Raw genomic sequence first — 24,511 nt, 5'->3', positions numbered from 1 at the left:
TTTTAGAGCGATATTAATCTTCTTTTGGGGTGTCTGATTTTGCTGTGACTTCTTTGATCAGTTGACCCGCACCTTTAGTCGCCATAAATCCATTAATTAATTCTTGAACTTCTGGATTTTTTAGCAGTGAAGCAACATCTAAATTTTTATCTTGTTGAGTACGATTAATCAATTTCTCAACGTTCTCTTTGGCAAAGCTACTTTTATCCATAAAACCATCAACCGCTTTACCTAAGCTCAGTGCTTTAGAGAAGGTATTAAAGAAGTTGCCATCACCACCGACAATTTCAATATTCGTTTTGCTCAGTGCAGCTGCTAATACATCTGCTTGCTCACGGGCAATCTCTTTATTTGCTTCAATAGAAGCCATGGCTTGTTCAAATTGTTTTTCAAGGCGCATACGGAACTCTTCATGAGCACGAGCAGTATCACTGAGGTGATCCATTGACTTGAATTTATCTGTTAAACCGTCAGCTTCTGCTTTCAGACGTTGGCGGATCACTTCTGCTTGTGCTGAACCTAATTGACCCTCACCACGCGCTTGAGCAGCCAGTTTTTCTTCAAGAATTTTCGCATCAGCAAGACCCAGTTTTTCTTTGGCATTCGCTTGTTGCTCTTCACCGCGAGCTTGAGCTGCTAATTTCTCTTCAAGAATTTTCGCTTCAGCAAAACCTTGTTGTTGTTGCGCTTGTGCTTTTGCTTCCATGACTTGCGCTTCACTTAAGCCTTTTTCTTTCAAGCCACGCGCTTGTGCTAACAGTTGTTCCGCTGTGATATTGGCTTGTACTAAACCTTCTTTTTCTTCTGCTTCGGCAGTCGCTTGACGAACACGTGCTTCGGCAAGGCCTAATGCTGCGTGTTCAGCCTCGATCCCTTCAGCTAAGCGTTTTTTCGCTTCAGCTTGTTTCACAGAGGCTTCTAATTCTGCTTTTGCCATGGTGCTGATTTCTTCAGCTTTATGTTTCGCACTTGATTCATCCGCTTCGGCTTTTTTCACTTGGCGTACTAAAGATTCTTCGGCTTCAGCTTGCGCATTAATCACCGTCACTTGGCGCATACGCTCAGCTTCTGAGACTTCACGTACTTCTTTAATACGCTCTTCTTCTTGTGCGACCGTTTTTTCAACAGCAACACGCTCGCGGATCACATTTGAAATATTTTTGCGTTCTTCTTCTAACGCTTTTTCTTTTTCAATACGTTGTAGTTCAACTTCTCGCTCACGAGCGACAATTTCTAATTCACGGGCACGATTAACGCGCTCTTGCTCGATAGCTACCGCTCTGGTGCGATTTTGTTGCGCGACTTCGACTTCACGCATACGGTTTTCTTCTCGTATTTCAATTTCTTGCTGAGTTTGAATACGAGCTTGCTCTGCTTTTAGACGCTCTTCTTCTTGTACTCGTAAGGTTTCTGAACTTTCACGGGCACGGATATTATCAATTTCACGCTGTTGGCGAGCTTCTGCATCTGCTTGTTGGCGCTCTAAAGCCAGACTTGCTTCGCGAGTTTCAACATTTTTCTTTTGAATCGCTAACTCTTGGTCACGCTCTTTTTGATTCGTTTCGATATTATGTATTGCAGTAATTTCGGTAATTTTGCGAATACCTTCTGAATCAAAAATATTATTTGGATCAAGGGCTGATTTAGGGGTTTGCTCTAAATAGTCGATGGCCACATCTTCTAACGCATAACCATTGAGATCTTTACCAATCACATCAACAATACGATCACGGAAATTTTGTCTATCTTCAAATAATTTCGATAGCTCAAATTGTTTGCCGACGGTTTTTAAGGCTTCAGAGAATTTAGCACTAAATAATGTACTTACGGCTTGATGATCTGATGCTCTATCTACACCAATCGCTTTAGCGACTTTTAATACATCTTCTGTCGTTTCATTAACACGCAGGTAGAAGGCGACAGTAATATCTGCACGTAAATTATCTTGGCAAATTAATCCATCTTTACCACGGCGATCGACTTCTAAGGTTAAAAGCGAAATACGCATAAACTCTTTTTTGTAGATAACCGGATAAACTAAAGCCCCAGTAAAATGAACTTTAGGTTGTGATGTCATGTCGTTAACAATTAATGCTGTACCTTGTGGAACCTTAATATAAAACGCTTTGAACAAACCAAAGAGTCCTAAAATAACTAAGATCACACAGCCAATAATTGTTAAGAAAGGCATAACGAAAGCCAAATCCATACATTTTTCTCCATAGGTTCAGACGATGTCGTCATTTTTAATCTTAATGTGTCTGTTAACTTATTTTCCTTTCACCGAATTTATCATTAGCGGTGAAATTCATCTTCCGTTACGACTTGATAACTATGAGTAGGCGCGTCATAACTAATAATAATTACGCTATCCCCTCGTTTAATATTTTCTGTTGTTGGCGCTCTGATCTGTAAAATTAAACCGGCACCACCATCTTCTAATAGGGCTTCACCTTTATTTTCTGTGACATATTCGGAGCGTACTACAGCAAATTTTCCCACTAGTTGGTGAACTGATTTAGGTTTGCTACGAGAAATGAGCTTATTGCGGATTGGTTTTAAGCATAGCGCTGTTAAATTAAGAGAAACAAAGCTGATGATAATAAAAGCAATAAAGCCGATAACATAACGCAATAAATCTGTTTCAATAAAACGAATAAACCAATGTACGCAAAAGTAACTAATAAACCAGCCGAACAAAGTGAAGAAGGTTAATATAATGGTTACCGGAATACCGGCAAGCCCTAATTTAGTTAGCCAACCCGCAAGGCCCGTCGCATCGACATCTAATTCGCTATCGATATTAAATAAATCGATATCTAATAGTCCAAAAGCAGCACATAGCCAATAAAAGAGGATAATAATAAGTAAGGCACTAAAGATAATGCTAGGAAAGGCTAAGCTATTTTGGAAAAAAAGGTTCATAAAGCGTTCTCTTAAATTAACGAGATGAGCGTGTCTCTTTTAGGTTAATACTAATAATACTATGTTAAATGGTTGCAAAAACATGTGGTTGAGAACACATTTTGTCTATCTTAATTTATTTTTATGTTCATTGGTAGTTAAGATAAATGACTGAGATAGCAATGAGATAGTATTAATTCTTCTGTATTAGAAAATCAGATCATTCTTTAAAAAAGATAAAGGTGATTTTACTCTGATGGCAATACCTTATCTTAAGATAATAATTATTTTGTTGTGCAAAAAATAAATATATTGAGTGAATATTCTATTTCATTAAGAAGATAGGAGTATTATTGAAAAATACTGAAGAAAAGATCGACTAAAAATAGTAACCACAATAAAAAATGGGTAATAATATTAAATGATTTTTTTTAGTTGATAAAAATGATAAATTTATTGCTGTCATAGAACTAAAAGCTCACCAATAAAAGGATATTTTATGCGTAAGTTAGTCGTTGGTTTGGTTTTGCTTCTTATCATTATTTTTGTTGTATTGATTAATGCTTATAATAAAATCCAGAAGAATGACGAGTTAGTTACTGCGGCGGCATCAGAATTATTAAATCAATATCAACGTCGTTTAGATTTGATCCCTAATCTAGTCAATACAGTTAAAGGGTACTCAAATTATGAAAGCCAAGTATTACAAGATGTTGTAAAGGCAAGAGCGTCTGTTGGACAAATTAATATCAATACGCGTTTATTTGAAAATTCTACACTTGCTACGAGTTATCAAAAAGCACAGGATGATTTGGGCAAATCTTTATCACGTCTTTTAGCTATTTCAGAAAGATATCCTGACTTGAAAGCTAACACATTATATCAAGATCTGATGGTGCAATTAGAGGGAGCCGAAAATCGTATCTCTGTTGCTAGAGGGCGATATATCGAGGCAGTTCGTCATTATAATACTCAGATTAGACAGTTTCCTTATAACTTCATAGCTATCGTTATGGGATATGATAAAAAAGTCAATTTCACTGTTGAGAGTGAACAGGAAATAAAAGTAACACCAGTGGTGGACTTTGCCTCATGATACGTAAGGTTTTATTCTTATTCTCATTGTTCTTATTTAGCTTTAGCGTGATAGTGAGTGCATCAGCGAATGATATTCCTCAACTAAAAACAGATAGGGTGATTGATAGTGCAAATTTATTGACTGCACAACAATTCAAAGCGTTAAATACTTTATTGGTTAACTTCGAAAATAGTCGTAATGATGGATCACAATTTGTTGTCTATATCGTTCCAACGACAGGGAAAGAAACTATCGAATCCTTTGCTTTTCGTGTTTTTAATCAATGGAAGATAGGTAGAAAAGGGAAAGATAATGGATTATTGCTCGTGGTGGCAATTAATGATCGTAATGTTCGTTTTGAAGTCGGGTATGGCTATGAGGGAGCATTAACTGATGTACTGGCAGGACGAATTATTCGCAATGAAATGTTGCCATTTTTTCGTTCAAATAATTATTATGCAGGCATCGAACAAGGGGTTAAAAAGGCTATTCAAGCCGTTAATCATGAACCAATAAGTTTCACTAACTCACAGATAAATACTAATACACTTAAAATATTCCACACACATTTCATCCTAATTTATTTGGTAATATTAGGCAGTGTTTATTGGTTTCAGTTGATATTCTCGACGCGAAAAATAAAAACCAAAATTAATCAATTATTAGCGCCTAGAGGAAGAAAAAAGAAAAATCCAGCAGACCAAAAAGGTAAGTTAAGTATAAAACAACGTAAACAGTTGAAAAATTATCTGCAATATTCGTACTATTTTCCTACATTTTCAACGTTATTTTTCCCCATGACACTCTGTTTTGCGGCGGTGATGTTTTATACACAAGTCTTTCTTGATGGTATTATTGATAATTTTGTTTTAGTGATAATAGTCATATTGTCATTATTATGTAATTTTATCGTATTAGTGGTTTTATTTGGTATTATCAACCTGTTATTTCCAATTTATCGGCAACAACGAAAAGAATGGAAAGCGATTTGTGTCGCTAGTCCGTTCGGTTCACCGTTTAATCAACTGCCATATTCAAAACGTATTCGTAGACGTAGTGGTTATTCAGGCTCTGGTGGTTATTCGAGTTCGTCTTATTCATCTAGTTCATCCAGTTCATCAAGCTCTTCTAGTTCTTCTAGCGGTGGTGGCGGTGGTTCGAGTGGTGGTGGGGGCGCTTCAGGGAGTTGGTAGAGGAATATGTCGCTATTTTTATCTTATGATGCAATCACCAGAGCGTAATCTGCATGTTGTGAAAAGGCTATTAGGGCATGCCAGTATTACATCGATATTAGAATACATTGATGAAAGTGTTGATAACTTGCGAGATATACTTGAAGCGGAATTGATGGGGCGAGAATATTAGAAGTAGTATTTGACTACGATATAAGTAAATGCGGTAGAGAGTAGTAAAAATAAAAAAAACAGCCTTGCAAAACAAGCCTGTTTTATTTAAGAGTTTCAATATAAGATGATAATATCAAAATATATTTTTCTAACCCTTAGTTGTTCTCTCAGCTATTTAAATTGCTGATTAACAAGTTTTAAAGTGGTGCCCGGACTCGGAATCGAACCAAGGACACGGGGATTTTCAATCCCCTGCTCTACCGACTGAGCTATCCGGGCAACGAGGCGCATTAAACCGTATTCAGCGTGATGCGTCAACGTCTTTTTAATAAAAAATGCAAAAATAAGTTTGTTTGCTCTCTTTTTATTCTATTTGAGTCTGATTTTTCAGCATAAGCGATTTTCTAATAAAAAACGCTTAAATAACAATCAGTAAAGATAGTCCATTTTTATCTTTTAAAGAGATATTTTTCCTTTGCTTATCACTTAACCGCTTTTCTCTTCCTCTCATTGAGAGTAATGGAATAAGAGAATGAAATGAGCAATTACTCTAATTGCAATATTGATATGCAATCAGCTTAGCGCACCATTTTTACGACATTGGGCGATTTTAAGAATATCTTGAGCTAATAGTTTTGCTGTAGTGATATCGTCAGCGCGACGATTGACCATTAAGCGACTTAAACAGCCTTCTAAGATGAGTTCCATTTGTTTAGCGACTAACTCACTATCTTCAAGATCAAGCTTGCGTAGTAGCGTTCTAGAGTATTCAAATGAGCTTTGCTTTTGGCGCTGGCTTAACTGATGGATTTGTGAATGCTCATCAGGATAAGCACTACAAGCCGCGACAAACAAACAGCCTGGGAAACGATTTTTTTCTAAGCGCATAGCCAGCTGATCGTAACGTGCTAGTAATTTTTGCTCTGTGGTCAGCGTTTCATCTAACATCACTTGACGTTGCCAAATATCAATTTGCTGTCCATGATGGCGTAGACAATCAAAAATTAACGCGTCTTTATCAGGCCAAAAAGGTTGGAGTTCAGATTCAGTAATAGCAAATCCCTGCAATAACTCAGGCAACGTAGCGGCAAGCCCATGTTGCTCTAATTGGATAAGTACGTGGTCTAATAATGCTTCACGTTGCACGGAAATCTCCTTAAATCATAGTGTCGCAAGAGCACCATAATTAACAGATTTTAATCAGAAATGAAAGTCACAGACGCTAGAGGGATAGCGTCAAAATAAAATCCCCTCATCCATTTGGGTGAGGGGACTTATTTTTATATCTAGTTAAAAAGTAAAGCTTTTTGCAATGTCTTTTTAAATATTGGTTTTAAACTACAAAATCATACCGCCGAAGAGGAAACCAAATCCGACCGCTAATATCACACCGATAGTACCAGGGATAAAGAATGGATGGTTAAAGACTAATTTACCAATACGAGTTGTACCAGTGTCATCCATTTGAACGGCAGCAACCAGTGTTGGGTAAGTTGGTAGAATAAATAGACCAGAAACGGCTGAGAATGATGCAATTGCTGTTAATGGAGAAACACCTAAAGCTAAAGCCATTGGCATTAATGCTTTTGCTGTTGCCGCTTGTGAATATAATAAGGCAGAGCAGAAGAAGAAAATAACCGCTAATAACCAAGGATGACCTGTGATTAAATCACCGGCAGTCAGTTTGATCCAATCGATATTACTTGAAACGAAAGTATCACCTAACCAAGCAACACCCAGAATACAAATACACGCACTCATACCTGCTTTAAATGTACTTGAGTTTAAGATGTTATCTGTTTTAACTTTACAGAAAACAGTAATAAGTGTTGCCACACTCAGCATAATGATAAGGATAGCGTTAGTGGTGTTCATTAACGGCTCTTTTACAATGCCTAAACTTGGGCTATTGATAATGGCATAAGTGACCACACAAATAACACCAAGTAAGAATAGCATTACAGAAGATTTAGCACCCGGTAATGTTTCTCTACGCTCTTTACTATTACGTAATTCAACTAGACCTTGCTCTAAACGTTGACGATAAATCGCATCATCAGACAGTTTTGAGTTAAATACCCAAGAGATGATGAATGACATCAGAATAATAGCAAGGAAAGTCGCTGGTAATAAAATAGATAACAGAGTGATATAACTTACTGTATTACCTTCACCGACCATTGCAGGGTTTTCCATGACTGATGCCATATAAACAACTGCAGCAGAAATAGGTGATGCTGTAATACCAATTTGTGCAGCAACTACCCCTGTTGATAATGGGCGACAAGGTTTGATGCCTTGCTCTTTAGCAACTTCAGCAATAACGGGTAATGTAGCTAAAGAGATATTACCTGTACCTGCAAAGAGAGTTAATAAATAAGTCACAATTGGCGCAAGTATTGTGATGTATTTAGGATTACGTCTTAATAGTTTTTCTGTTTGATCAACTAAATAATCTAAACCACCAGCAACCTGCATCGCAGAGATTGCGGCAATAACAGCCATAATGATGGAGATCACATCAAAAGGGATAGTACCTGGTTTAACACCGATAGCGGCTAATACTAACACCCCTAAACCACCGGCAAACCCGATACCAATTCCTCCTAGTCTCGCACCGAGGAAAATGGCCAGCAGAACGATAATCAATTCTACGGCTAACATAGCGTTTACTCCTTGAGATAATTAAAAAAATGAGAAAGATAAGTTAAATTTTTGTTTTTACAATCAAGTAAAAAGGCACGTCTCTTAAAGAGTCCGTGCCTTGTATTTTTAAGAGCTCATTCTTATGTTTAACATGATTATGTTATGAAACATAAATATTAATCATCGAAGCGTTTTGCTTTGTAAGCCGGGTGTTTTAGGTTCTCAACAGAGAAGATATCATCCAGTTGTTCTTCAGTTAATAAGCCACGTTCTAATACCACTTCACGTACGCTCTTACCTGTTTCTGCACAAATTTTACCAACGATGTCGCCGTTGTGGTGACCGATGAATGGGTTTAGATAAGTTACGATACCGATTGAGCTAAATACGAAGTGTTCACAGATTTCTTTATTAGCAGTGATACCATCAACACATTTTTCAACTAAGTTACGGCAAGCGTTGCTTAATAGAGAAATTGATTCAAACATTGCTTGACCAATAGCCGGTTCCATTACGTTTAATTGTAATTGACCTGCTTCAGCTGCCATGGTGACGCAAGTATCATTACCGATAACTTTAAAGCAAGCTTGGTTCACAACTTCTGGGATAACTGGGTTTACTTTAGCTGGCATGATTGAAGAGCCTGCTTGTAATTCTGGCAGGTTAATTTCTTTCAGGCCGGCACGAGGACCAGAAGAAAGTAAACGTAAGTCATTACAGATTTTAGACATTTTCACTGCTAGACGTTTTAATGCAGCGTGAACCATTACGTAAGCACCACAGTCAGAGGTTGCTTCGATTAAGTCTTCAGCTGGAACGCAAGGTAAACCAGTTACTTCTGCTAATTTTTCAACAGCTAATTTTTGGTAGCCAGGTGCAGTATTTAAACCAGTACCGATAGCAGTTGCACCTAAGTTCATTTCTAACAGTAATTCAGCAGTACGTTTTAGGTTTTTGATTTCTTCTTTCATTAATACTGAGAAAGCGTGGAATTCTTGGCCTAAAGTCATTGGTACAGCATCTTGTAATTGAGTACGACCCATTTTCAGGATGTCTTCAAATTCAGTTGCTTTTCTATCAAAACCTGCTTTCAGTAGCTCAATAGACTCAGTTAATTTAATAACAGAGTTATAAACTGCGATACGGAAACCACAAGGATAAGCGTCGTTTGTTGATTGGCTCTTATTCACGTGATCGTTAGGGTTCAGATATTGATATTCACCTTTTTGATGACCCATTAATTCCAAACCGATGTTTGCGATAACTTCGTTAGTATTCATGTTTAATGAAGTACCCGCACCACCTTGGAATACATCAACTGGGAATTGATCCATGTGTTTGCCTGTTTCTAAAACAACATCACAGGCTTTGATAATCGTATCAGCGATTTCGCGAGGAATAGTGTGAAGCTCTTTGTTTGCTAATGCAGCGGCTTTTTTCACCATGACCATACCGCGGATGAATTCTGGAACATCATTGATTGTACGATCACTGATGTAGAAGTTTTCAATTGCACGTAAAGTGTGGACGCCGTAGTAAGCATCAGCAGGAACTTCTCTTTTACCTAACAGGTCTTCTTCGATACGAGTTTTATTTGACATGAGAACCTTCTTATTAAAATTTTAACTGTCTAGTTATGCGCTTGTTAATAAAATAAATCGTTAACGGTTAATAATGTAATATAACTTACCGTTTTGCTTGGTACTGACACGATCATATTCGGGTTGTAAGCAAATACCTTTAAGCTGGATCACTTTATAAGTAAATAACGCTGAATTATTTTCTTTTTGTGATCTATCTCATGGATTTTACAGTTCTACTTCTCTTTTTATGCTCCCTTGAAAAGGAGGATTAGGCTCCCCATTATTATGTAGATAAACTAAGAAAAAGCGAGTGTATAAGCTGTTAGCTTAGAGGTGGTTCACACTCCTTTCTATTAATAATATGAATCTTTTTTATAAAAGGAGAACCAAGTGCGTTGGCTCCCATTAATTGTTATCTGCCTTCTTATTTATATAGAAGCTGTGATTTTTGTGCATGTTGCCTCTTCAATTGGCGTTCTTACAACCCTATTCCTAGTGGTACTGACTTCTTGTGTCGGGATCTCTTTGGTCAAAAATCAAGGTGTGAAAAATATTGCTTCAATGCAACAAAAATTAGCCATGGGAGAAGTGCCTGCGGCTGAAATGGTGAAAAGCGTTTCATTGGTGTTGGCAGGGATTTTGTTATTGATCCCTGGCTTCTTTACTGATTTCCTCGGCTTACTTTTATTGTTACCCCCATTACAAGCGCTATTGGTAACAAAACTGATTACGCGTATCAAAATTTATACCCCCGGACAGGGTGGAAATGGCTTTTCTTCCCATCAAGGTGGGAGTACTTTTGAAGGTGAATATCAACGTAAAGAAGATTCACCTAGTAAGCAACTGAATAATAAGGATGAACATCAGGATAATGACCATTTTTCTGATAAAAAATAATTAACTATAAGCATAATCATCTAAAAAGGGGATTTTTTGAAAAAAAACACTTTTCTCCCCCTTGAAGTTTTATTGGATGCCCCCACTTGTATCGTCATGGTACTGGTTCATCTTAGGCACTGGTATCAACCTTAATCCTGATATGGACTTTTTTATAGGAGATCTATTAATGAAGATTCGTCCATTACATGACCGTGTTATTGTTAAACGTAAAGAAGTCGAAGCTAAATCAGCAGGTGGTATCGTACTGACTGGCTCTGCAGCGGGTAAATCAACTCGTGGCGAAATCTTAGCAGTTGGTAACGGCCGTATTATGGAAAACGGTGAAGTCAAACCACTCGATGTTAAAGTTGGCGATATCGTAATTTTTAACGATGGTTATGGTGTTAAATCAGAAAAAATTGATAACGAAGACGTGCTTATCATGTCTGAAAGCGACATTTTAGCAATTGTAGAAGCATAATTTTTCTCTTTTAAGATCTTCTTAAACTGAACGAATTCAAAGGAAATATACGATGGCAGCTAAAGACGTCAAATTCGGTATAGACGCTCGTAATAAAATGTTACGTGGTGTTAATGTTCTTGCAGATGCAGTTAAAGTAACTTTAGGCCCTAAAGGTCGTAACGTTGTTTTAGATAAATCTTTCGGTGCACCTGTTATCACTAAAGACGGTGTTTCTGTTGCCCGTGAAATCGAATTAGAAGATAAATTCGAGAATATGGGTGCTCAGATGGTGAAAGAAGTTGCTTCTAAAGCTAATGATGCGGCAGGTGACGGTACTACAACTGCAACAGTGTTAGCACAAGCAATTATCGCCGAAGGCTTAAAAGCAGTTGCCGCTGGCATGAACCCTATGGATCTGAAACGCGGTATCGATAAAGCCGTTGTGGGCGCAGTAGAAGAACTGAAAAAACTGTCTGTTCCATGTTCAGATACTAAAGCTATTGCTCAAGTAGGTACTATTTCTGCTAACTCTGATGAAACCGTTGGTACTCTGATTGCTCAAGCAATGGAAAAAGTGGGTAAAGAAGGTGTCATCACTGTAGAAGAAGGTACTGGCTTAGAAGATGAGCTGGATGTTGTTGAAGGTATGCAGTTTGACCGCGGTTACCTGTCTCCTTACTTCATCAACAAACCAGAAACAGGTACAGCTGAGTTAGAAAATCCATTCATCCTATTAGTTGATAAAAAAGTCTCTAATATCCGTGAATTACTTCCTGTTTTAGAAGGTGTTGCTAAAGCAAACAAACCTCTGCTGATCATTGCAGAAGATGTTGAAGGTGAAGCACTGGCAACATTAGTCGTCAACAACATGCGTGGTATCGTGAAAGTTGCTGCGGTTAAAGCACCAGGTTTTGGTGATCGCCGTAAAGCAATGTTACAAGATATCGCTATTCTAACTAATGGTACTGTGATTTCTGAAGAAATCGGTATGGAGTTAGAAAAAGCAACGCTGGAAGATTTAGGCCAAGCGAAACGTGTTGTTATCAACAAAGATACGACAACCATCATCGATGGTCTGGGTGAACAAGAGGCTATCAGTGGCCGTGTTGCTCAAATCCGTCAACAAATCGAAGATGCAACTTCAGATTACGATCGTGAAAAACTGCAAGAGCGTGTGGCTAAATTAGCTGGCGGTGTTGCGGTAATTAAAGTCGGTGCAGCTACTGAAGTTGAAATGAAAGAAAAACGTGCTCGTGTTGATGATGCTCTGCATGCAACTCGCGCAGCAGTTGAAGAAGGCGTTGTTGCTGGTGGTGGTACTGCACTTGTTCGCGTTGCTAATGCGCTGCGTGAAATGACAGGTGATAACGAAGAACAAACAGTTGGTATCCGTGTTGCACTACGTGCAATGGAAGCGCCAATGCGTCAAATCGTTGCTAACGCAGGTGAAGAGCCTTCTGTGGTAGTTAACGATGTGAAAGCAGGCCAAGGTAACTACGGTTATAACGCTGCAACAGAAGCTTATGGCGATATGATTGAAATGGGTATCTTAGATCCAACTAAAGTAACTCGTTCTGCTCTGCAATTCGCAGCTTCTATCGCAGGTCTGATGATCACCACTGAAGCTATGGTGACAGATTTACCTAAAGACGAAAAAATGGATTTAGGTGCTGCTGGTGGAATGGGCGGCATGGGTGGAATGGGCGGCATGATGTAATTCATCAGCTAGCTGTTTTACACCAAAAACCCGAGCTTAGGCTCGGGTTTTTTACATAATAAGTCGTTCTGGCTGTTTATATCATTTTTATTGTCTTTAACAGAAACCGAAGATATTACCTAGCAGCCATATAAGAAGTAATATGGAAACAATACTAGCAATACTTGTTGCAACATACATTAAAAGAGAAATAGACAGAATACTTCCATTAAGTGCTAAGGCTATCCGACAAGAGTATTTGTTTTCATGTCGAATAAATGAAATTGCAGTAAAAATAATCCCTAATACACTCAGAACTACACCAATTTGTTTGATTTGTTCCATCCGATTTAACAATTGTTGCCGCTGCTCTGCCACGATATCTATAGCAGGAGCTTGATAAGTTTTCCCTTTTATCGCATCAACAACTGATTTTTTTAAGCTACTCACTTTTTCATGGACGATTTGTTCTAGTTTGGGGCTCATTTGAACATATTCGCGCTCCAAACTTTGATTAATCAAAATAGTAAAAATACTCAGTACACCAACGATGATAGCAATAATGTTAAATTTAATATTGAGCCAGTACATAATGATTTAATGTTCCCTATTATTTAAGTATCAAAAAATAATTTCTATCAATGGCCTATTGCCTGATTATGCCATTAAAGCAGAGGACTAGGCTAAGAACGACGACCAAATAATGTGCCCAGTCTCGCACTGTGGTATCTGAAAAGCACACAATATGTTTTAAAAGCCACAAAGCGGTGTAAAATAAATCAATATTGCTTTGTCTATCCTAAAATTAAATCATTAAGTCAAAATAAGTAACAAGTGAAAATAACATCTTAAAACTATTGGCTAATGTAAGATAGGGATGATTTATTTTTGCGCTTAAGAGGAGTGACAGGGTATATTGTTGTCATGACTAAACGGACACTCAAAGAAATGAGGGGATCATGCGAATTAAATTGTTATTGGGAGCCACTGCAGCGTTGTTGTTAGCAGGCTGTTCTGCAACAAATACATTGACCAGTGCAGGTTCACAGGTACAAATCACTGATACGCAACCAGGCAGCGAGTGCCAATTATTAGGCACAGTAACCGGCGTTCAGAATAATTGGTTATCAGGCTCTCGTACTGAAAGCCAATCACTACGTGGTGCTGCTAATGATTTACGCAACAAAGCAGCCGCTATGGGTGGTAATGTTATTTTTAATGTTGGTACAGGTGCAGGTAGCATTGTCGATAGCTTTGCGCCACTAGATAGCAAAATGAGTGGACAAGTTTATAAATGTCAGTAATGCGTTATTACGCCGTGTTTCACTAATATCTAACCACTAACCCTAATATTACTAAGGTTAGTGGTTTTTTTATCATGACTGTATATGTAGATCATTCCTGACGTAAGCCTAAATCAAGCAAGGTTTTGCTTGGCTCTCCTCCAATTTCACGCGTGAGTTTAGGAACCATATAGCCAGAGACAAGACTCATTAATGATTTCATTATTTCGCGCGCTTCACTGTCTGGTACCATAAAATGAGCCGCTCCCTGTACTTTATCTAGCACATGAAGGTAATAAGGCATAATGCCTGCGTCAAATAGTGCACGACTTAAATCAGCAAGGGTTTGGGCATTGTCGTTGACCCCTCGCAGTAATACCCCTTGGTTTAATAGCGTAACATGGGCATTTTTTAGTTTTAAGCAAGCTTCTCTTAACGCATCATCAATTTCATTTGCATGATTGATATGCAATACCATAATATTTTGTAAACGTGACTGCTGTAAGCGCTGACATAACCTATGAGTAATACGCGCAGGGATCACCACAGGTAAACGAGAGTGAATACGTAAACGTTTAATGTGGGGGATGGCTTCTAGCTGAGTAATTAACCAATCTAGCTCGTCATCTTTGGCCATCAGCGGATCGCCACCCGAAAAGATGATTTCATCGAGTTTTGGGTTATTTTTGATATACTCTATTGCCTTTTGCCAGTTAGCTTTGTTTCCCTTGTTATCTTCGTAAGGAAAATGGCGTCGGAAACAGTAACGGCAATTGACAGCGCAACCACCTTTGACCAAAAGCAATGCACGATTCTGATATTTATGTAATAAACCCGGCACCGCATTTTGTTGCTCATCTAATGGATCCGTAGAGAATCCCGGCGTTAGGGTAAATTCAGCATGTGCAGTTAATACTTGTAAAAGTAATGGATCGTTAGGATCGCCTTTTTTCATACGCGCGACGAATTCACGGGGAACCCGTAAAGGAAAAAGTCGTCTCGCCTGAGCACCCCGTTGTAGTTCAGCGTGATGTTCCAGCGCTAAAAGTTGGAGTAATTCAACAGGATCACTGATTGCCTGCGCGAGTTGTGTTAACCAGACTTCTCTGGTGGTGTGATTATGAGTTACAATGTGTGCCATTTTTGGCTATGCCATTTTAAATTAAAAAAGTTAGAGGATATTCATGGCTTCTTATAATACCAACGATTTTCGTTCAGGTCTTAAAATCATGTTAGATGGCGAGCCAGCCGTCATTACTGAATGTGAATTTGTGAAACCAGGTAAAGGTCAGGCATTTGCTCGTGTGCGTCTGCGTAAACTGATTTCTAACAAATTACTGGAAAAAACCTTCAAATCTACTGATTCTGCTGAGGGTGCAGATGTCATGGATATCAACTTAACTTACCTGTACAACGATGGTGAGTTCTGGCATTTCATGAACAACGAAACCTTTGAACAATTAGCTGCAGACGAAAAAGCAGTTGGCGAAAATGCTAAATGGTTGATTGACCAAGCAGAGTGTATCGTTACACTGTGGGATAATCGTCCTATTGCTGTTGTTCCACCAAACTTTGTTGAGTTAGAAATCGTTGATACCGATCCGGGTCTGAAAGGGGATACTGCGGGTACAGGCGGTAAACCAGCAACATTAAGCACTGGCGCTGTGGTTAAAGTACCTCTGTTCGTACAAATCGGTGAAGTGATTAAAGTGGATACGCGTTCTGGTGAATATGTATCACGCGTAAAATAATCATCGCGATTATTTTACCGAACGTTTATACCAATATAAAATACCACATATGCTCTCTTGATTGTGGTATTTTATTTTATACGCAAAAAATTTGATAAATATAACAAATTATCTTTAAAAAAATTGATTAATTTACTTTAATACGGTGTTTTATAAAATCGTTATATAGATAAGTGATATAATATAAAATCAATATATTATTTCATTCTTTATTTATGCCAAAACAGCATGAGCAATGCCAGATTGGAATTGGTAAAAAATAGCCATTTTTTTACAATGTAGTTGTTGATTATTTTGGTAAAGATAATCCACAGCAATATTTATTTAATGTATTTTGACCTTTCCTTTTAGAGATATTGAAGAATATAGATAAAAACTGTAATCCTGTAATATTATTGATATTTATTTTTATTTTTTGTACTAGGGAAACTATTTCCAATATAATACTATATCTAAAATATCTCTTTTATTTTTTCTTTTCTTACGTTTCGTTCTTATTTATCTGATAATTAGCACTTTTTATACTAGATTGATACTTTTTAGTCCTTTTTCTATACGTAAATCCTCTTAAGTGTAAATTCATAATCAGATTGTATATTATTTTAAAAAAATTTCTTCCTATCCTATAAACACAATTTTATTATCATTAAATTTTTTGATTTTCATCAAAAATAAAACCTTATAATTATGATGGTTATTTAAAATTCTCTAAATTGATTACAGAGAAATTTAAAATTTTTGAATATAAATAAAATATTTATCGTTTATACTTTAATAAGTAACGACTCATTGAGTGAGATATTTTTATTTGGTTTTAATGATTATCAATCAAATATCTTTTCTTTGACCATGACTCTCAATTTATTTAGGAGGCGATATGGAACAGAAAATAATTGTTATGGGGGCAGATCCTTCAGGTTATGAGCTTAAAAATGCCGTCAAATCTCATCTACAAGCAAAAAATTACACAATAAAAGATGTTACCGAATCAGGGCCTATTGGTTATTGTGATGTTGGTGATAAAGTAGGCGCTATTATTTCAGAACATCCTGAATATATTGGTTTTGTTTTTTGTGGCACAGGGATGGGAGTAAGTATTAGTGCTAATAAACATAAAAATGTTTATTGCGGGGTTTGTGAGAGTGTTACCACTGCGCGTTTTTGTAAAGTGATTAATAATTGCAATATGCTAGCCATGGGGGGGTTACTGATTACTCCCTTTAAAGCCAATATGATGGTAGATGCTTATTTATCTGCAACCTTTACACAAGGGTTTTCTGAAGCGACCCCAGATGATTTACAATGTGGCTTACAGACCATGAAAGAGGTTGAAAAGCGCATTTATACTGACTAATCCCTTTTTTGTAAGCCTGCTTTTGCAGGCTTTTTCAATCATATCACTCTTTCCCACCACTTAAGTGTCAACGTCATAATTGTCGACACGTCATCAAGCAAATTAATTTTTATTTATAACATATTGATTTTTATTAAAAATAAAATATTACTGCGCTTGGCATGAAATATGCTTCATCTAGAGAAAAATTAACGACAGTCGTGAGCTGTTAAACGTTTTTCTCGGAGGATGTGGCGAATGAATCGCTTTGTTATTGCAGAGCCACAACGATGCATAGGGTGTAATACCTGTATGGCAGCTTGTTCGGAAGTACACCAAGCTGTGGGATTACAGGCGCATCCGCGTCTTACAGTGGTAAAAGTGGAGGATCAGACCGCCCCGATGCTTTGTCGGCATTGTGAGGATGCTCCTTGTGCTAGTGTGTGCCCAGTCAATGCCATTACTCATGAAGATAATATGATCTTTCTTAATGAGAGCTTGTGTATTGGCTGTAAGTTATGCGGTTTGGTATGTCCTTTTGGTGCGATTACACCATCAGGCAGTAAACCCGTTAACTTACCGGCTGTGTTTGACCATTTTGTGCCTGAAGAGATGCTGGCAGATGTGCCCGCAAGTCTTCCTACTACCAATCCATTCCTTGCATGGAATGCGGGTATTCGCGCAATAGCAGTGAAATGTGACTTGTGTGCTTTCTCAGATGAGGGGCCTGCTTGCGTAAAAGTCTGTCCGACAGATGCCTTACATCTAGTTGAAGAAGATAGCCTTGAAGAGCAGATGAAAGCGCGTCGTTTAGACTCTGTGATGGAACCTATGACAAGTCTTGATGATCTATCTACGTTGACACAGGAGCGCAAGTAATATGGAACCTCTTCAGTTACTGATGTGGTCAATCATCCTGTATGTTGTTGGTGGCGTTATTGCACTGTTTTTAAAGAAACAGGAAGGATTGGCAATCCTAATATCGGGGATCAGCGCAATCATCGGTGGTGTATTAGGTGTTTTGAGCGCATTACCGGTTATTTTAAATGGTGAAACAATTAGTTTTGCTATGGCTGGGCCATTTGATTTCGCCGCTTTTGTGGTGCGTATGGATATGCTTGGCGCCTTTATGGTGTTTGTCATTTCTTTACTCGTCACTGTTTGTGCGTTGTATTCACTCTCTTATGTTCAAGAATACAAAGGTCGCGGCGCATGGAGTATGGGATTTTTTATGAATCTCTTTATTGCTTCCATGGTAGGACTGATTGTTATGGATAATGCGTTTTACTTTATTATCCTATTTGAAATGATGTCGTTAGCATCTTGGTTCTTAGTCATCGCTGACCAAGATGACGAATCTATCCACGCCGGTTTACTCTACTTCTTTATCGCTCACGCAGGCTCTGTGCTAATCATGATAGCCTTCTTCTTAATGTGGCGTGAAAGCGGTAGCCTTGATTTTGATTCATTCCGTCAACTTTCTCTTTCCCCTGCAATGGCTTCTGTGGTGTTCTTATTGGGCTTCTTCGGATTTGGTGCCAAAGCTGGTATGTTGCCATTACACAGTTGGTTGCCAAAAGCACACCCCGCAGCACCCTCTCACGCTTCAGCATTAATGTCTGGAGTGATGGTGAAAATTGGTATTTTTGGGATCATCAAAGTAGGCATTGATTTATTAGGTGCTTCACAAATGTGGTGGGGAATTGTCGTTCTCGCATTCGGTGCTGTCTCTTCTGTATTAGGGGTTATGTACGCATTAGCAGAGCACGATTTAAAACGTCTCCTTGCATGGCACACCGTTGAAAATATCGGCATCATCTTGATGGGCGTGGGAGTTGGCATGGTAGGTATGGCAACCGATCATCCAGTGATTGCCGCTCTCGGTCTGCTTGGTGCGTTATACCACTTATTAAACCACGCGGTATTTAAAGGATTATTGTTCTTAGGTGCCGGAGCCATTATTAATCAAATTCACACTCGTGATATGGATAAGATGGGTGGATTAGCCAAACTAATGCCTTACACTGCAACGGCATTCTTAATTGGTTGTATGGCAATTTCAGCATTACCGCCATTAAATGGTTTTGTGAGTGAGTGGTATACTTATCAATCACTATTTACGATGAGTTACGATGGTAACTTTGTCATGCGCTTAAGTGGTCCTATTGCCATTATTATGTTGGCAATTACTGGGGCATTAGCGGCAATGTGTTTCGTCAAAGTTTATGGCGTCAGTTTTTGCGGTGGCCCACGTAGTGAGCAAGCGACTAAAGCTAAAGAAGTACCGTTGCCAATGACCATTGCTATGGGGTTATTAGCACTTTTCTGTGTTGTATTAGGTGTGGGTGCGGCTTTCGTTGCGCCAATTATTGCCAATATTGCAATGTCACTTAGCGAAACCAGTGCATTAACAGTGACGCAAGGTGCGATATTAGTCCCTGATAGTGCATCACAAGCGATGTTCTCTCCTGCCTTAACATTTATTTTATTAATCGCCTTACCACTAATTCCATTCTTAATTTATCTCGGCTTAAAAGGTGGTCAACCTGCATTTCGCCGTAAAGGTAATCCATGGGCCTGTGGTTATGTCTGGGAAAAAGACATGGCGGTGTCTGCTGGGGGCTTTACTCAAGCACTACGTAGTATGTTTGCACCACTTTATCGTATGCGTAAACAGCTTGATCCATCACCTTGGCTTTCACGTGGCTTTAATAAAACACAGCGCGGTGCTGAAAAGGTCGAACCATTCTGGGATGAAAGCATTATTTATCCATTGGTTCGTGGTATCCAACGTTTTGCTAAACGTATCCAATGCCTACAAGGCGGCGATTTCAGACTCTATTGTCTATACGTGGTGGCAGCGCTGGTCATCTTGCTTTTAGTTATCGCAGCGTAAGGAGAGGGAATGATGACTTTCCAAGAAACACCTTCGTTTATGATGGGAATATTCGCGGTTATTCAAGCACTCTTTCTGCTGGCGATAACCCCATTATGTACAGGTATTTCTCGCCAAATTCGTGCCAAGATGCATTCGCGTCAAGGTCCTGGTATTTGGCAGGATTACCGAGATATTTTTAAATTACTTAAACGTCAATCCGTTGCCCCTGAGCAATCCGGCGTGATCTTCCAAGTGATGCCTTATGTGTTATTAGGCAGCATGTTATTAGTGGCAATGGCATTGCCTGTCTTTACGGCAACCTCTTTGTTTGGCGGTGCAGCTGACTTAATTGCATTAATTTATCTGTTTGCACTATTTCGTTTCTTTTTCTCTTTATCCGGTTTGGATTCAGGTAGTCCATTTGCAGGTATTGGGGCAAGCCGTGAACTGACATTGGGTGTATTAGTTGAGCCTATCTTAGTGCTTTCGTTGATTGTGGTGGCATTGATTGTGGGTTCAACCAATGTCGGCACTATCAGTGCGACGCTCGCCCAAGGTTGGGTATCACCCACAGCTACACTTTTAGCCTTATTGGCTTGTGCTTTTGCGGCATTTATTGAAATGGGCAAAATGCCTTTTGACGTCGCGGAAGCAGAGCAAGAATTACAAGAAGGACCACTAACTGAGTACTCTGGCTCTGGTTTTGCCATGGTTAAACTGGGTATTGGTTTAAAACAAGTAGTGATTGCTGAGCTGTTCCTTGCCGTATTTATTCCTTTTGGCAAAGCGACTGAATTTACCTTTGTCGCGCTTCTTGTCGCCTTAGTGTTAATGGCCGTGAAATTGCTGGTCGTGTTTGTATTAGCGTCATTAGTTGAAAACAGTTTAGCGCGTGGTCGCTTCTTACTGACTCAGCATGTGACATGGTTAGGGTTCGGTGTTGCGGCACTGGCTTTTGTTTTCTATTTAACTGGTCTATAAGGAGCGATGATTGCAATGGAAAATATAGCTCTTGCGACCTTACTCATCCCATTTGCAGGGGCGTTAATTACGTCCATACTGCCAAATCGGATGGCGAAGTGGTTATGTACACTGTTCGCTTTATTAGCCACATTAGGTACTGTTGTTTTAGGTTGGCAGTTCCTCGCTGAAGGTAAAGTCGATACCACAATTACGCTAGTACAATATGGTGATGTTGCGCTATTTGGTTTTACCATTGATCGCGTCAGTACCTTAATTGCTTTTGCCGTTGTGTTCTTAGGATTACTCGTTAGTTTTTATTCAACGGGTTATCTCACTAACGGTAACCGTGAGCATCCTCATGATGGGACTCGTCGTTATTATGCTTTCCTGTTGATCTTTATTGGTGCTATGGCAGGTTTAGTACTGTCATCTACCATTTTAGGGCAACTGCTGTTTTTCGAAATTACCGGTGGTTGTTCTTGGGCATTAATTGGTTATTACCAATCAGAGAAGTCATTGCGTTCGGCAATGAAGGCATTGTTAATTACTCATGTTGCGTCAATCGGTCTGTATCTTGCAGCAGCAACCTTGTTTGTAAGTACGGGTTCGTTTGAACTAACTGCGATAGCAACATTAGATGAGCCAACAAAACTGATTGTCTTTGGCGGTATTCTGTTTGCTGCTTGGGGTAAATCAGCACAGCTTCCTTTACAAGCTTGGTTACCTGATGCAATGGAAGCACCAACACCTGTAAGTGCTTACTTACACGCTGCGTCAATGGTTAAAGTGGGGGTATATATCTTTGCTCGTGCCATTATTTCAGCCGGTGATGTCCCTCATATCATTGGTTGGGTGGGGATCGCCATGGCGGTTATCACTCTGATTTATGGCTTTATGATGTATCTGCCACAAAAAGATATGAAACGTCTGTTAGCATGGTCAACCATTACACAGCTTTCTTATATCTTCCTCGCGTTATCTATCTCAATCTTTGGACCTCGTGAAGCCTTTAATGGTGGTGTAGCTTATATCTTTAACCACGCTTTTGCTAAAAGTTTGTTCTTCTTAGTCGCAGGTGCTCTAAGTTATAGCTGTGGTACTCGTATGTTACCGCGCTTAAAAGGGTTAATTAATAAATATCCATTGCTAGGTGTGGGCTTTTGTGTTGCTGCGTTAGCGATTGCAGGTGTACCTCCACTCAATGGTTTCTTTAGTAAATTCCCTATCTTTGCAGCAGGCTTTGAATTATCGAGTGTGTTCTGGGTAATGACGCCTATTATGGTTCTGGTACTGATTGAATCTGTTGCAAGTTTCACTTGGTTTATCTACTGGTTTGGCCGTGTGGTGCCAGGAGAACCAAGTAAAGAAGTTGCGCAAGGACAACCGGTTCCTATGGCAATGCAAATTGTGATTGGAATACTGATTATTATGTCTTTCGCATCCAGTGTTATTGCTGTGACTTGGCTAGGATAAGGGGATAAATCATGACTGGAGCACTTATTGTTAATAATTTAGCGGGGTTAATGATGATCACCTCGCTACTGGTGATAGGCGCAAGAAAGCCTATTGCTTCCTGTTGGTTTTATGCTCTGCAATCCTTTGTTTTGGTGATGATTTTTGTCACTTTAGCAAATACGCTAGATGCACATCAACTGACACTTTGGGCGATAACCGCCTTCTTTACCAAAGTTCTACTCGTTCCACTTATCTTAGGATTTGCCTTCCGCAAATTATCCGATCCGAGCGCCAATATCAGTGTCATTAAACCGGCATTATTGATGTTATTAGCCGCCGTGATTGTGATTTTATGTTGGTTTGTGGTTGAGCCAATTCAAATACCTATGGTGGCGGAATTGAAACCTGCATTAGCGGTCTCTTTAGGCCATTTTATGCTAGGTCTACTGTGTATTGTGACTCAACGAAATATTCTAAAACAAGCATTTGGTTACTGCTTAATGGAAAACGGCTCTCACTTAACACTCGCTTTATTAGCGTGGAGGGCCCCAGAGTTGGTAGAAATTGGTATAGCAACGGATGCCATTTTTGCTGTGATTGTCATGGCAGTATTGGCGCGTAAGATTTACCGCACGCTCAACACACTGAACGTGGATCAACTGACCGCGCTGAAGGGGTGAGGAGATGAATCAAACAACCATGTTAACAATCTTAATGTTTGCACCGCTGGTATTTTCGATATTGGCATTTTTAAGCCCATTATTGAAAGCAGCAGCACGTCCTATCGTTACAGGCATTCATACTATAGGTATTTTTGTCTTAGTCATTGCCGCGTTAGGCACTGTTGCTGATGTGATGTCCCATGGCGAAATACTGGCAGCAGCGAAATGGGTTCATGTTGATAGTTTAGGGGCACTATTTCTAGCCATTTTAGGCATCATTGGTTTTTTAACCGGCCTGTATTCTATTGGTTATATGAATCATGAAGTGGATGAGGGCGAAATTTCTGTTCGTACTTTATGTAACTACTATGGTTTCTTCCACCTCTTCCTTTTCACCATGTTATTAGCGATCACCAGTAATAACTTGATCTTGATGTGGGCCGCGATTGAAGCCACAACATTAAGCTCTGCTTTCTTAGTAGGGATTTATGGTCAACGCTCTTCATTAGAAGCTGCATGGAAGTACATTATTATCTGTAGTGTCGGTGTCGCATTTGGTCTTTTTGGCACAATTTTAGTTTATGCCAATGCAGCAAGCTTTATGCCTGATCCTGATCAGGCCATCTTCTGGACAGAAGTGTTGAAATATACACATCAGTTAGATCCAACACTGATGCATTTAGCTTTTGTATTTATTTTGATCGGTTTCGGTACCAAAACCGGGTTATTCCCAATGCATGCATGGTTACCAGATGCTCACAGTGAAGCGCCAAGCCCTGTTAGTGCGCTGTTATCTGCGGTGTTATTAAACTGTGCGCTGTTAATCATTATTCGTTACTACATTATTATTGATGCAGCAATAGGCACTGAATTCACTCGTAACCTATTGTTAATCTTTGGCTTCCTCTCTGTTGCTATCGCCGCGTTCTTTATTCTGATCCAGCGCGATATGAAACGCTTATTAGCGTACTCCAGTGTGGAAAACATGGGGTTAATTGCAGTGGCTCTGGGTATTGGTGGCCCGATTGGGATTTTGGCGGCTTTATTCCACACGTTAAACCACAGCTTAGCAAAAGCATTGCTGTTCTGCGGCTCTGGTAACGTGTTACTGAAATACGGTACACGGGATCTAAATGTCGTGAAAGGCATGTTTAAAGTCATGCCATTAAGTGCTGCATTATTTGCTGGCGGTGCTTTGGCATTAGGGGGCATGCCACCATTTAATGTCTTTATCAGTGAATTTATGATTGTTGTTGCAGGCTTAGCAGCTAAGCATATGGGATTAACAATTCTATTATTATTGTTATTAACCGTAGTATTAGGTGGATTAGTTCGTATGGTAGCTAAAACGGTATTTGGTCCAAAACCGGATGTGGTTGCCAAAGGTGAATTAGGTCTGTTAACCACACTACCGATGATCATTTTGATTGCGCTTATGTTGTTAATGGGAACACATATTCCTAAGCCAGTCAGTGAGTTATTAGAGAACGCAGCCAATATCGTGATGAATATCGATGAGAGTGGATCACCAAATTATACATGGCCAACAACGTTAATCAGCAATCCATCAATATCGGTTCAGGAGAAGTAA

General features: G+C 39.1%; 22 protein-coding genes and 1 tRNA gene. 15 read left to right on the top strand and 8 right to left on the bottom strand.

Going from position 1 to position 24,511, the window contains the following annotated elements:
* Positions 1 to 13: 13 nt before the first annotated feature.
* Both GWI58_RS04580 and GWI58_RS04575 read right to left on the bottom strand, forming a co-directional pair.
* Positions 14 to 2,209: a hypothetical protein gene (locus tag GWI58_RS04580; RefSeq protein WP_004250158.1), complete on the bottom strand. Its 2,196-nt coding sequence runs from the start codon at positions 2,207 to 2,209 to the stop codon at positions 14 to 16.
* A gap of 86 nt (positions 2,210 to 2,295) precedes the next feature.
* Entirely contained in the window at positions 2,296 to 2,925 is a 630-nt protein-coding gene (locus tag GWI58_RS04575; RefSeq protein ID WP_161768942.1) for an OB-fold-containig protein, read from the bottom strand.
* A 478-nt stretch (positions 2,926 to 3,403) separates the two neighbouring features.
* On the opposite strand from GWI58_RS04575, the gene GWI58_RS04570 reads away from it, so the two are divergent.
* From GWI58_RS04570 to GWI58_RS04560, 3 genes are read left to right on the top strand one after another with little or no spacing between them, the layout of a single operon-like run.
* Positions 3,404 to 4,000, top strand: a complete 597-nt coding sequence (locus tag GWI58_RS04570) for a LemA family protein (protein WP_161742528.1) — start codon at positions 3,404 to 3,406, stop codon at positions 3,998 to 4,000.
* Positions 3,997 to 5,175 (top strand): TPM domain-containing protein, encoded by a 1,179-nt coding sequence (locus GWI58_RS04565; protein WP_161768941.1) that lies wholly within the window; start codon positions 3,997 to 3,999, stop codon positions 5,173 to 5,175. Before GWI58_RS04570 ends, GWI58_RS04565 begins: the two co-directional genes overlap by 4 nt.
* Positions 5,135 to 5,347: a hypothetical protein gene (locus tag GWI58_RS04560; RefSeq protein WP_226895325.1), complete on the top strand. Its 213-nt coding sequence runs from the start codon at positions 5,135 to 5,137 to the stop codon at positions 5,345 to 5,347. Before GWI58_RS04565 ends, GWI58_RS04560 begins: the two co-directional genes overlap by 41 nt.
* A 184-nt stretch (positions 5,348 to 5,531) precedes the next feature.
* On the opposite strand, the gene GWI58_RS04555 is transcribed toward GWI58_RS04560, so the two are convergent.
* From GWI58_RS04555 to aspA, 4 genes are all read right to left on the bottom strand, one after another.
* Positions 5,532 to 5,607 (bottom strand) — tRNA-Phe (locus GWI58_RS04555).
* Between the two features lie 294 nt (positions 5,608 to 5,901).
* Positions 5,902 to 6,474, bottom strand: a complete 573-nt coding sequence (gene dicD, locus GWI58_RS04550) for a division control transcriptional repressor DicD (RefSeq protein WP_004249263.1) — start codon at positions 6,472 to 6,474, stop codon at positions 5,902 to 5,904.
* Positions 6,475 to 6,666: 192 nt separating this feature from the next.
* Complete coding sequence (locus GWI58_RS04545) at positions 6,667 to 7,992, bottom strand: anaerobic C4-dicarboxylate transporter (RefSeq protein WP_004245722.1); 1,326 nt, start codon at positions 7,990 to 7,992, stop codon at positions 6,667 to 6,669.
* 158 nt (positions 7,993 to 8,150) lie between these two features.
* Complete coding sequence (aspA, locus tag GWI58_RS04540) at positions 8,151 to 9,575, bottom strand: aspartate ammonia-lyase (protein ID WP_004245720.1); 1,425 nt, start codon at positions 9,573 to 9,575, stop codon at positions 8,151 to 8,153.
* A 372-nt stretch (positions 9,576 to 9,947) separates the two neighbouring features.
* Between aspA and GWI58_RS04535 the strand changes: the two genes are divergently transcribed.
* The 3 genes from GWI58_RS04535 to groL all read left to right on the top strand — a co-directional run bounded on the left by GWI58_RS04535 (position 9,948) and on the right by groL (position 12,616).
* Entirely contained in the window at positions 9,948 to 10,454 is a 507-nt protein-coding gene (locus GWI58_RS04535; RefSeq protein WP_004245719.1) for an FxsA family protein, read from the top strand.
* Positions 10,455 to 10,623: 169 nt separating this feature from the next.
* Positions 10,624 to 10,917, top strand: coding sequence for a co-chaperone GroES (locus tag GWI58_RS04530; RefSeq protein WP_004249265.1), 294 nt, complete (start codon positions 10,624 to 10,626; stop codon positions 10,915 to 10,917).
* Positions 10,918 to 10,969: 52 nt separating this feature from the next.
* A complete protein-coding gene (groL, locus tag GWI58_RS04525) occupies positions 10,970 to 12,616 on the top strand; it encodes a chaperonin GroEL (RefSeq protein WP_004245716.1) in 1,647 nt (548 codons plus the stop codon).
* A 96-nt stretch (positions 12,617 to 12,712) separates the two neighbouring features.
* Here the strand turns inward: groL and GWI58_RS04520 are convergent, their stop codons facing one another.
* Positions 12,713 to 13,186, bottom strand: a complete 474-nt coding sequence (locus GWI58_RS04520; protein WP_110229516.1) for a hypothetical protein — start codon at positions 13,184 to 13,186, stop codon at positions 12,713 to 12,715.
* Positions 13,187 to 13,554: 368 nt separating this feature from the next.
* On the opposite strand from GWI58_RS04520, the gene GWI58_RS04515 reads away from it, so the two are divergent.
* Positions 13,555 to 13,899: a DUF4156 domain-containing protein gene (locus GWI58_RS04515; protein WP_004245715.1), complete on the top strand. Its 345-nt coding sequence runs from the start codon at positions 13,555 to 13,557 to the stop codon at positions 13,897 to 13,899.
* A gap of 91 nt (positions 13,900 to 13,990) precedes the next feature.
* Here GWI58_RS04515 and epmB read toward each other — a convergent pair whose 3' ends face one another.
* Positions 13,991 to 15,019, bottom strand: a complete 1,029-nt coding sequence (gene epmB / locus GWI58_RS04510) for an EF-P beta-lysylation protein EpmB (RefSeq protein WP_036895615.1) — start codon at positions 15,017 to 15,019, stop codon at positions 13,991 to 13,993.
* A gap of 43 nt (positions 15,020 to 15,062) precedes the next feature.
* Here epmB and efp point away from each other — a divergent pair, with 43 nt between their 5' ends.
* The 8 genes from efp (at position 15,063) to GWI58_RS04470 (ending at position 24,511) form a co-directional block, all read left to right on the top strand.
* Positions 15,063 to 15,629, top strand: a complete 567-nt coding sequence (gene efp / locus GWI58_RS04505) for an elongation factor P (RefSeq protein ID WP_004245698.1) — start codon at positions 15,063 to 15,065, stop codon at positions 15,627 to 15,629.
* An 877-nt stretch (positions 15,630 to 16,506) separates the two neighbouring features.
* Positions 16,507 to 16,983 (top strand): RpiB/LacA/LacB family sugar-phosphate isomerase, encoded by a 477-nt coding sequence (locus GWI58_RS04500; RefSeq protein WP_161768939.1) that lies wholly within the window; start codon positions 16,507 to 16,509, stop codon positions 16,981 to 16,983.
* A gap of 237 nt (positions 16,984 to 17,220) precedes the next feature.
* Positions 17,221 to 17,841 carry a 4Fe-4S dicluster domain-containing protein gene (locus GWI58_RS04495; protein ID WP_004245695.1) on the top strand — a complete coding sequence of 207 codons (621 nt, stop codon included), beginning with the start codon at positions 17,221 to 17,223 and terminating at the stop codon, positions 17,839 to 17,841.
* Between the two features lies 1 nt (position 17,842).
* Entirely contained in the window at positions 17,843 to 19,858 is a 2,016-nt protein-coding gene (hyfB, locus tag GWI58_RS04490; RefSeq protein WP_004250169.1) for a hydrogenase 4 subunit B, read from the top strand.
* Between the two features lie 12 nt (positions 19,859 to 19,870).
* Positions 19,871 to 20,821 (top strand): respiratory chain complex I subunit 1 family protein, encoded by a 951-nt coding sequence (locus GWI58_RS04485; RefSeq protein ID WP_012368421.1) that lies wholly within the window; start codon positions 19,871 to 19,873, stop codon positions 20,819 to 20,821.
* Positions 20,822 to 20,827: 6 nt separating this feature from the next.
* A complete protein-coding gene (locus GWI58_RS04480) occupies positions 20,828 to 22,276 on the top strand; it encodes a hydrogenase 4 subunit D (RefSeq protein WP_012368420.1) in 1,449 nt (482 codons plus the stop codon).
* A gap of 11 nt (positions 22,277 to 22,287) precedes the next feature.
* Positions 22,288 to 22,938, top strand: a complete 651-nt coding sequence (gene hyfE / locus GWI58_RS04475; protein ID WP_004245691.1) for a hydrogenase 4 membrane subunit — start codon at positions 22,288 to 22,290, stop codon at positions 22,936 to 22,938.
* Positions 22,939 to 22,942: 4 nt separating this feature from the next.
* Positions 22,943 to 24,511, top strand: coding sequence for a hydrogenase 4 subunit F (locus tag GWI58_RS04470; RefSeq protein WP_004245690.1), 1,569 nt, complete (start codon positions 22,943 to 22,945; stop codon positions 24,509 to 24,511).

The sequence above is a fragment of the Proteus sp. G2674 genome (assembly GCF_009915195.1).
Taxonomy (GTDB): domain Bacteria; phylum Pseudomonadota; class Gammaproteobacteria; order Enterobacterales; family Enterobacteriaceae; genus Proteus; species Proteus mirabilis.
Note: the sequence above shows the minus strand (reverse complement) of the source record. Positions and strands in the feature narration are given on the sequence as shown.

What these genes read in the sequence shown, in the direction of transcription:
- GWI58_RS04580 (WP_004250158.1), bottom strand. Translation starts at nt 2,209, where the DNA reads ATGGATTTGGCTTTCGTTATGCCTTTCTTAACAATTATTGGCTGTGTG.
- GWI58_RS04575 (WP_161768942.1), bottom strand. Translation starts at nt 2,925, where the DNA reads ATGAACCTTTTTTTCCAAAATAGCTTAGCCTTTCCTAGCATTATCTTT.
- GWI58_RS04570 (WP_161742528.1), top strand. Translation starts at nt 3,404, where the DNA reads ATGCGTAAGTTAGTCGTTGGTTTGGTTTTGCTTCTTATCATTATTTTT.
- GWI58_RS04565 (WP_161768941.1), top strand. Translation starts at nt 3,997, where the DNA reads ATGATACGTAAGGTTTTATTCTTATTCTCATTGTTCTTATTTAGCTTT.
- GWI58_RS04545 (WP_004245722.1), bottom strand. Translation starts at nt 7,992, where the DNA reads ATGTTAGCCGTAGAATTGATTATCGTTCTGCTGGCCATTTTCCTCGGT.
- aspA (WP_004245720.1), bottom strand. Translation starts at nt 9,575, where the DNA reads ATGTCAAATAAAACTCGTATCGAAGAAGACCTGTTAGGTAAAAGAGAA.
- GWI58_RS04530 (WP_004249265.1), top strand. Translation starts at nt 10,624, where the DNA reads ATGAAGATTCGTCCATTACATGACCGTGTTATTGTTAAACGTAAAGAA.
- groL (WP_004245716.1), top strand. Translation starts at nt 10,970, where the DNA reads ATGGCAGCTAAAGACGTCAAATTCGGTATAGACGCTCGTAATAAAATG.
- GWI58_RS04520 (WP_110229516.1), bottom strand. Translation starts at nt 13,186, where the DNA reads ATGTACTGGCTCAATATTAAATTTAACATTATTGCTATCATCGTTGGT.
- GWI58_RS04515 (WP_004245715.1), top strand. Translation starts at nt 13,555, where the DNA reads ATGCGAATTAAATTGTTATTGGGAGCCACTGCAGCGTTGTTGTTAGCA.
- epmB (WP_036895615.1), bottom strand. Translation starts at nt 15,019, where the DNA reads ATGGCACACATTGTAACTCATAATCACACCACCAGAGAAGTCTGGTTA.
- efp (WP_004245698.1), top strand. Translation starts at nt 15,063, where the DNA reads ATGGCTTCTTATAATACCAACGATTTTCGTTCAGGTCTTAAAATCATG.
- GWI58_RS04500 (WP_161768939.1), top strand. Translation starts at nt 16,507, where the DNA reads ATGGAACAGAAAATAATTGTTATGGGGGCAGATCCTTCAGGTTATGAG.
- GWI58_RS04495 (WP_004245695.1), top strand. Translation starts at nt 17,221, where the DNA reads ATGAATCGCTTTGTTATTGCAGAGCCACAACGATGCATAGGGTGTAAT.
- hyfB (WP_004250169.1), top strand. Translation starts at nt 17,843, where the DNA reads ATGGAACCTCTTCAGTTACTGATGTGGTCAATCATCCTGTATGTTGTT.
- GWI58_RS04485 (WP_012368421.1), top strand. Translation starts at nt 19,871, where the DNA reads ATGACTTTCCAAGAAACACCTTCGTTTATGATGGGAATATTCGCGGTT.
- GWI58_RS04480 (WP_012368420.1), top strand. Translation starts at nt 20,828, where the DNA reads ATGATTGCAATGGAAAATATAGCTCTTGCGACCTTACTCATCCCATTT.
- hyfE (WP_004245691.1), top strand. Translation starts at nt 22,288, where the DNA reads ATGACTGGAGCACTTATTGTTAATAATTTAGCGGGGTTAATGATGATC.
- GWI58_RS04470 (WP_004245690.1), top strand. Translation starts at nt 22,943, where the DNA reads ATGAATCAAACAACCATGTTAACAATCTTAATGTTTGCACCGCTGGTA.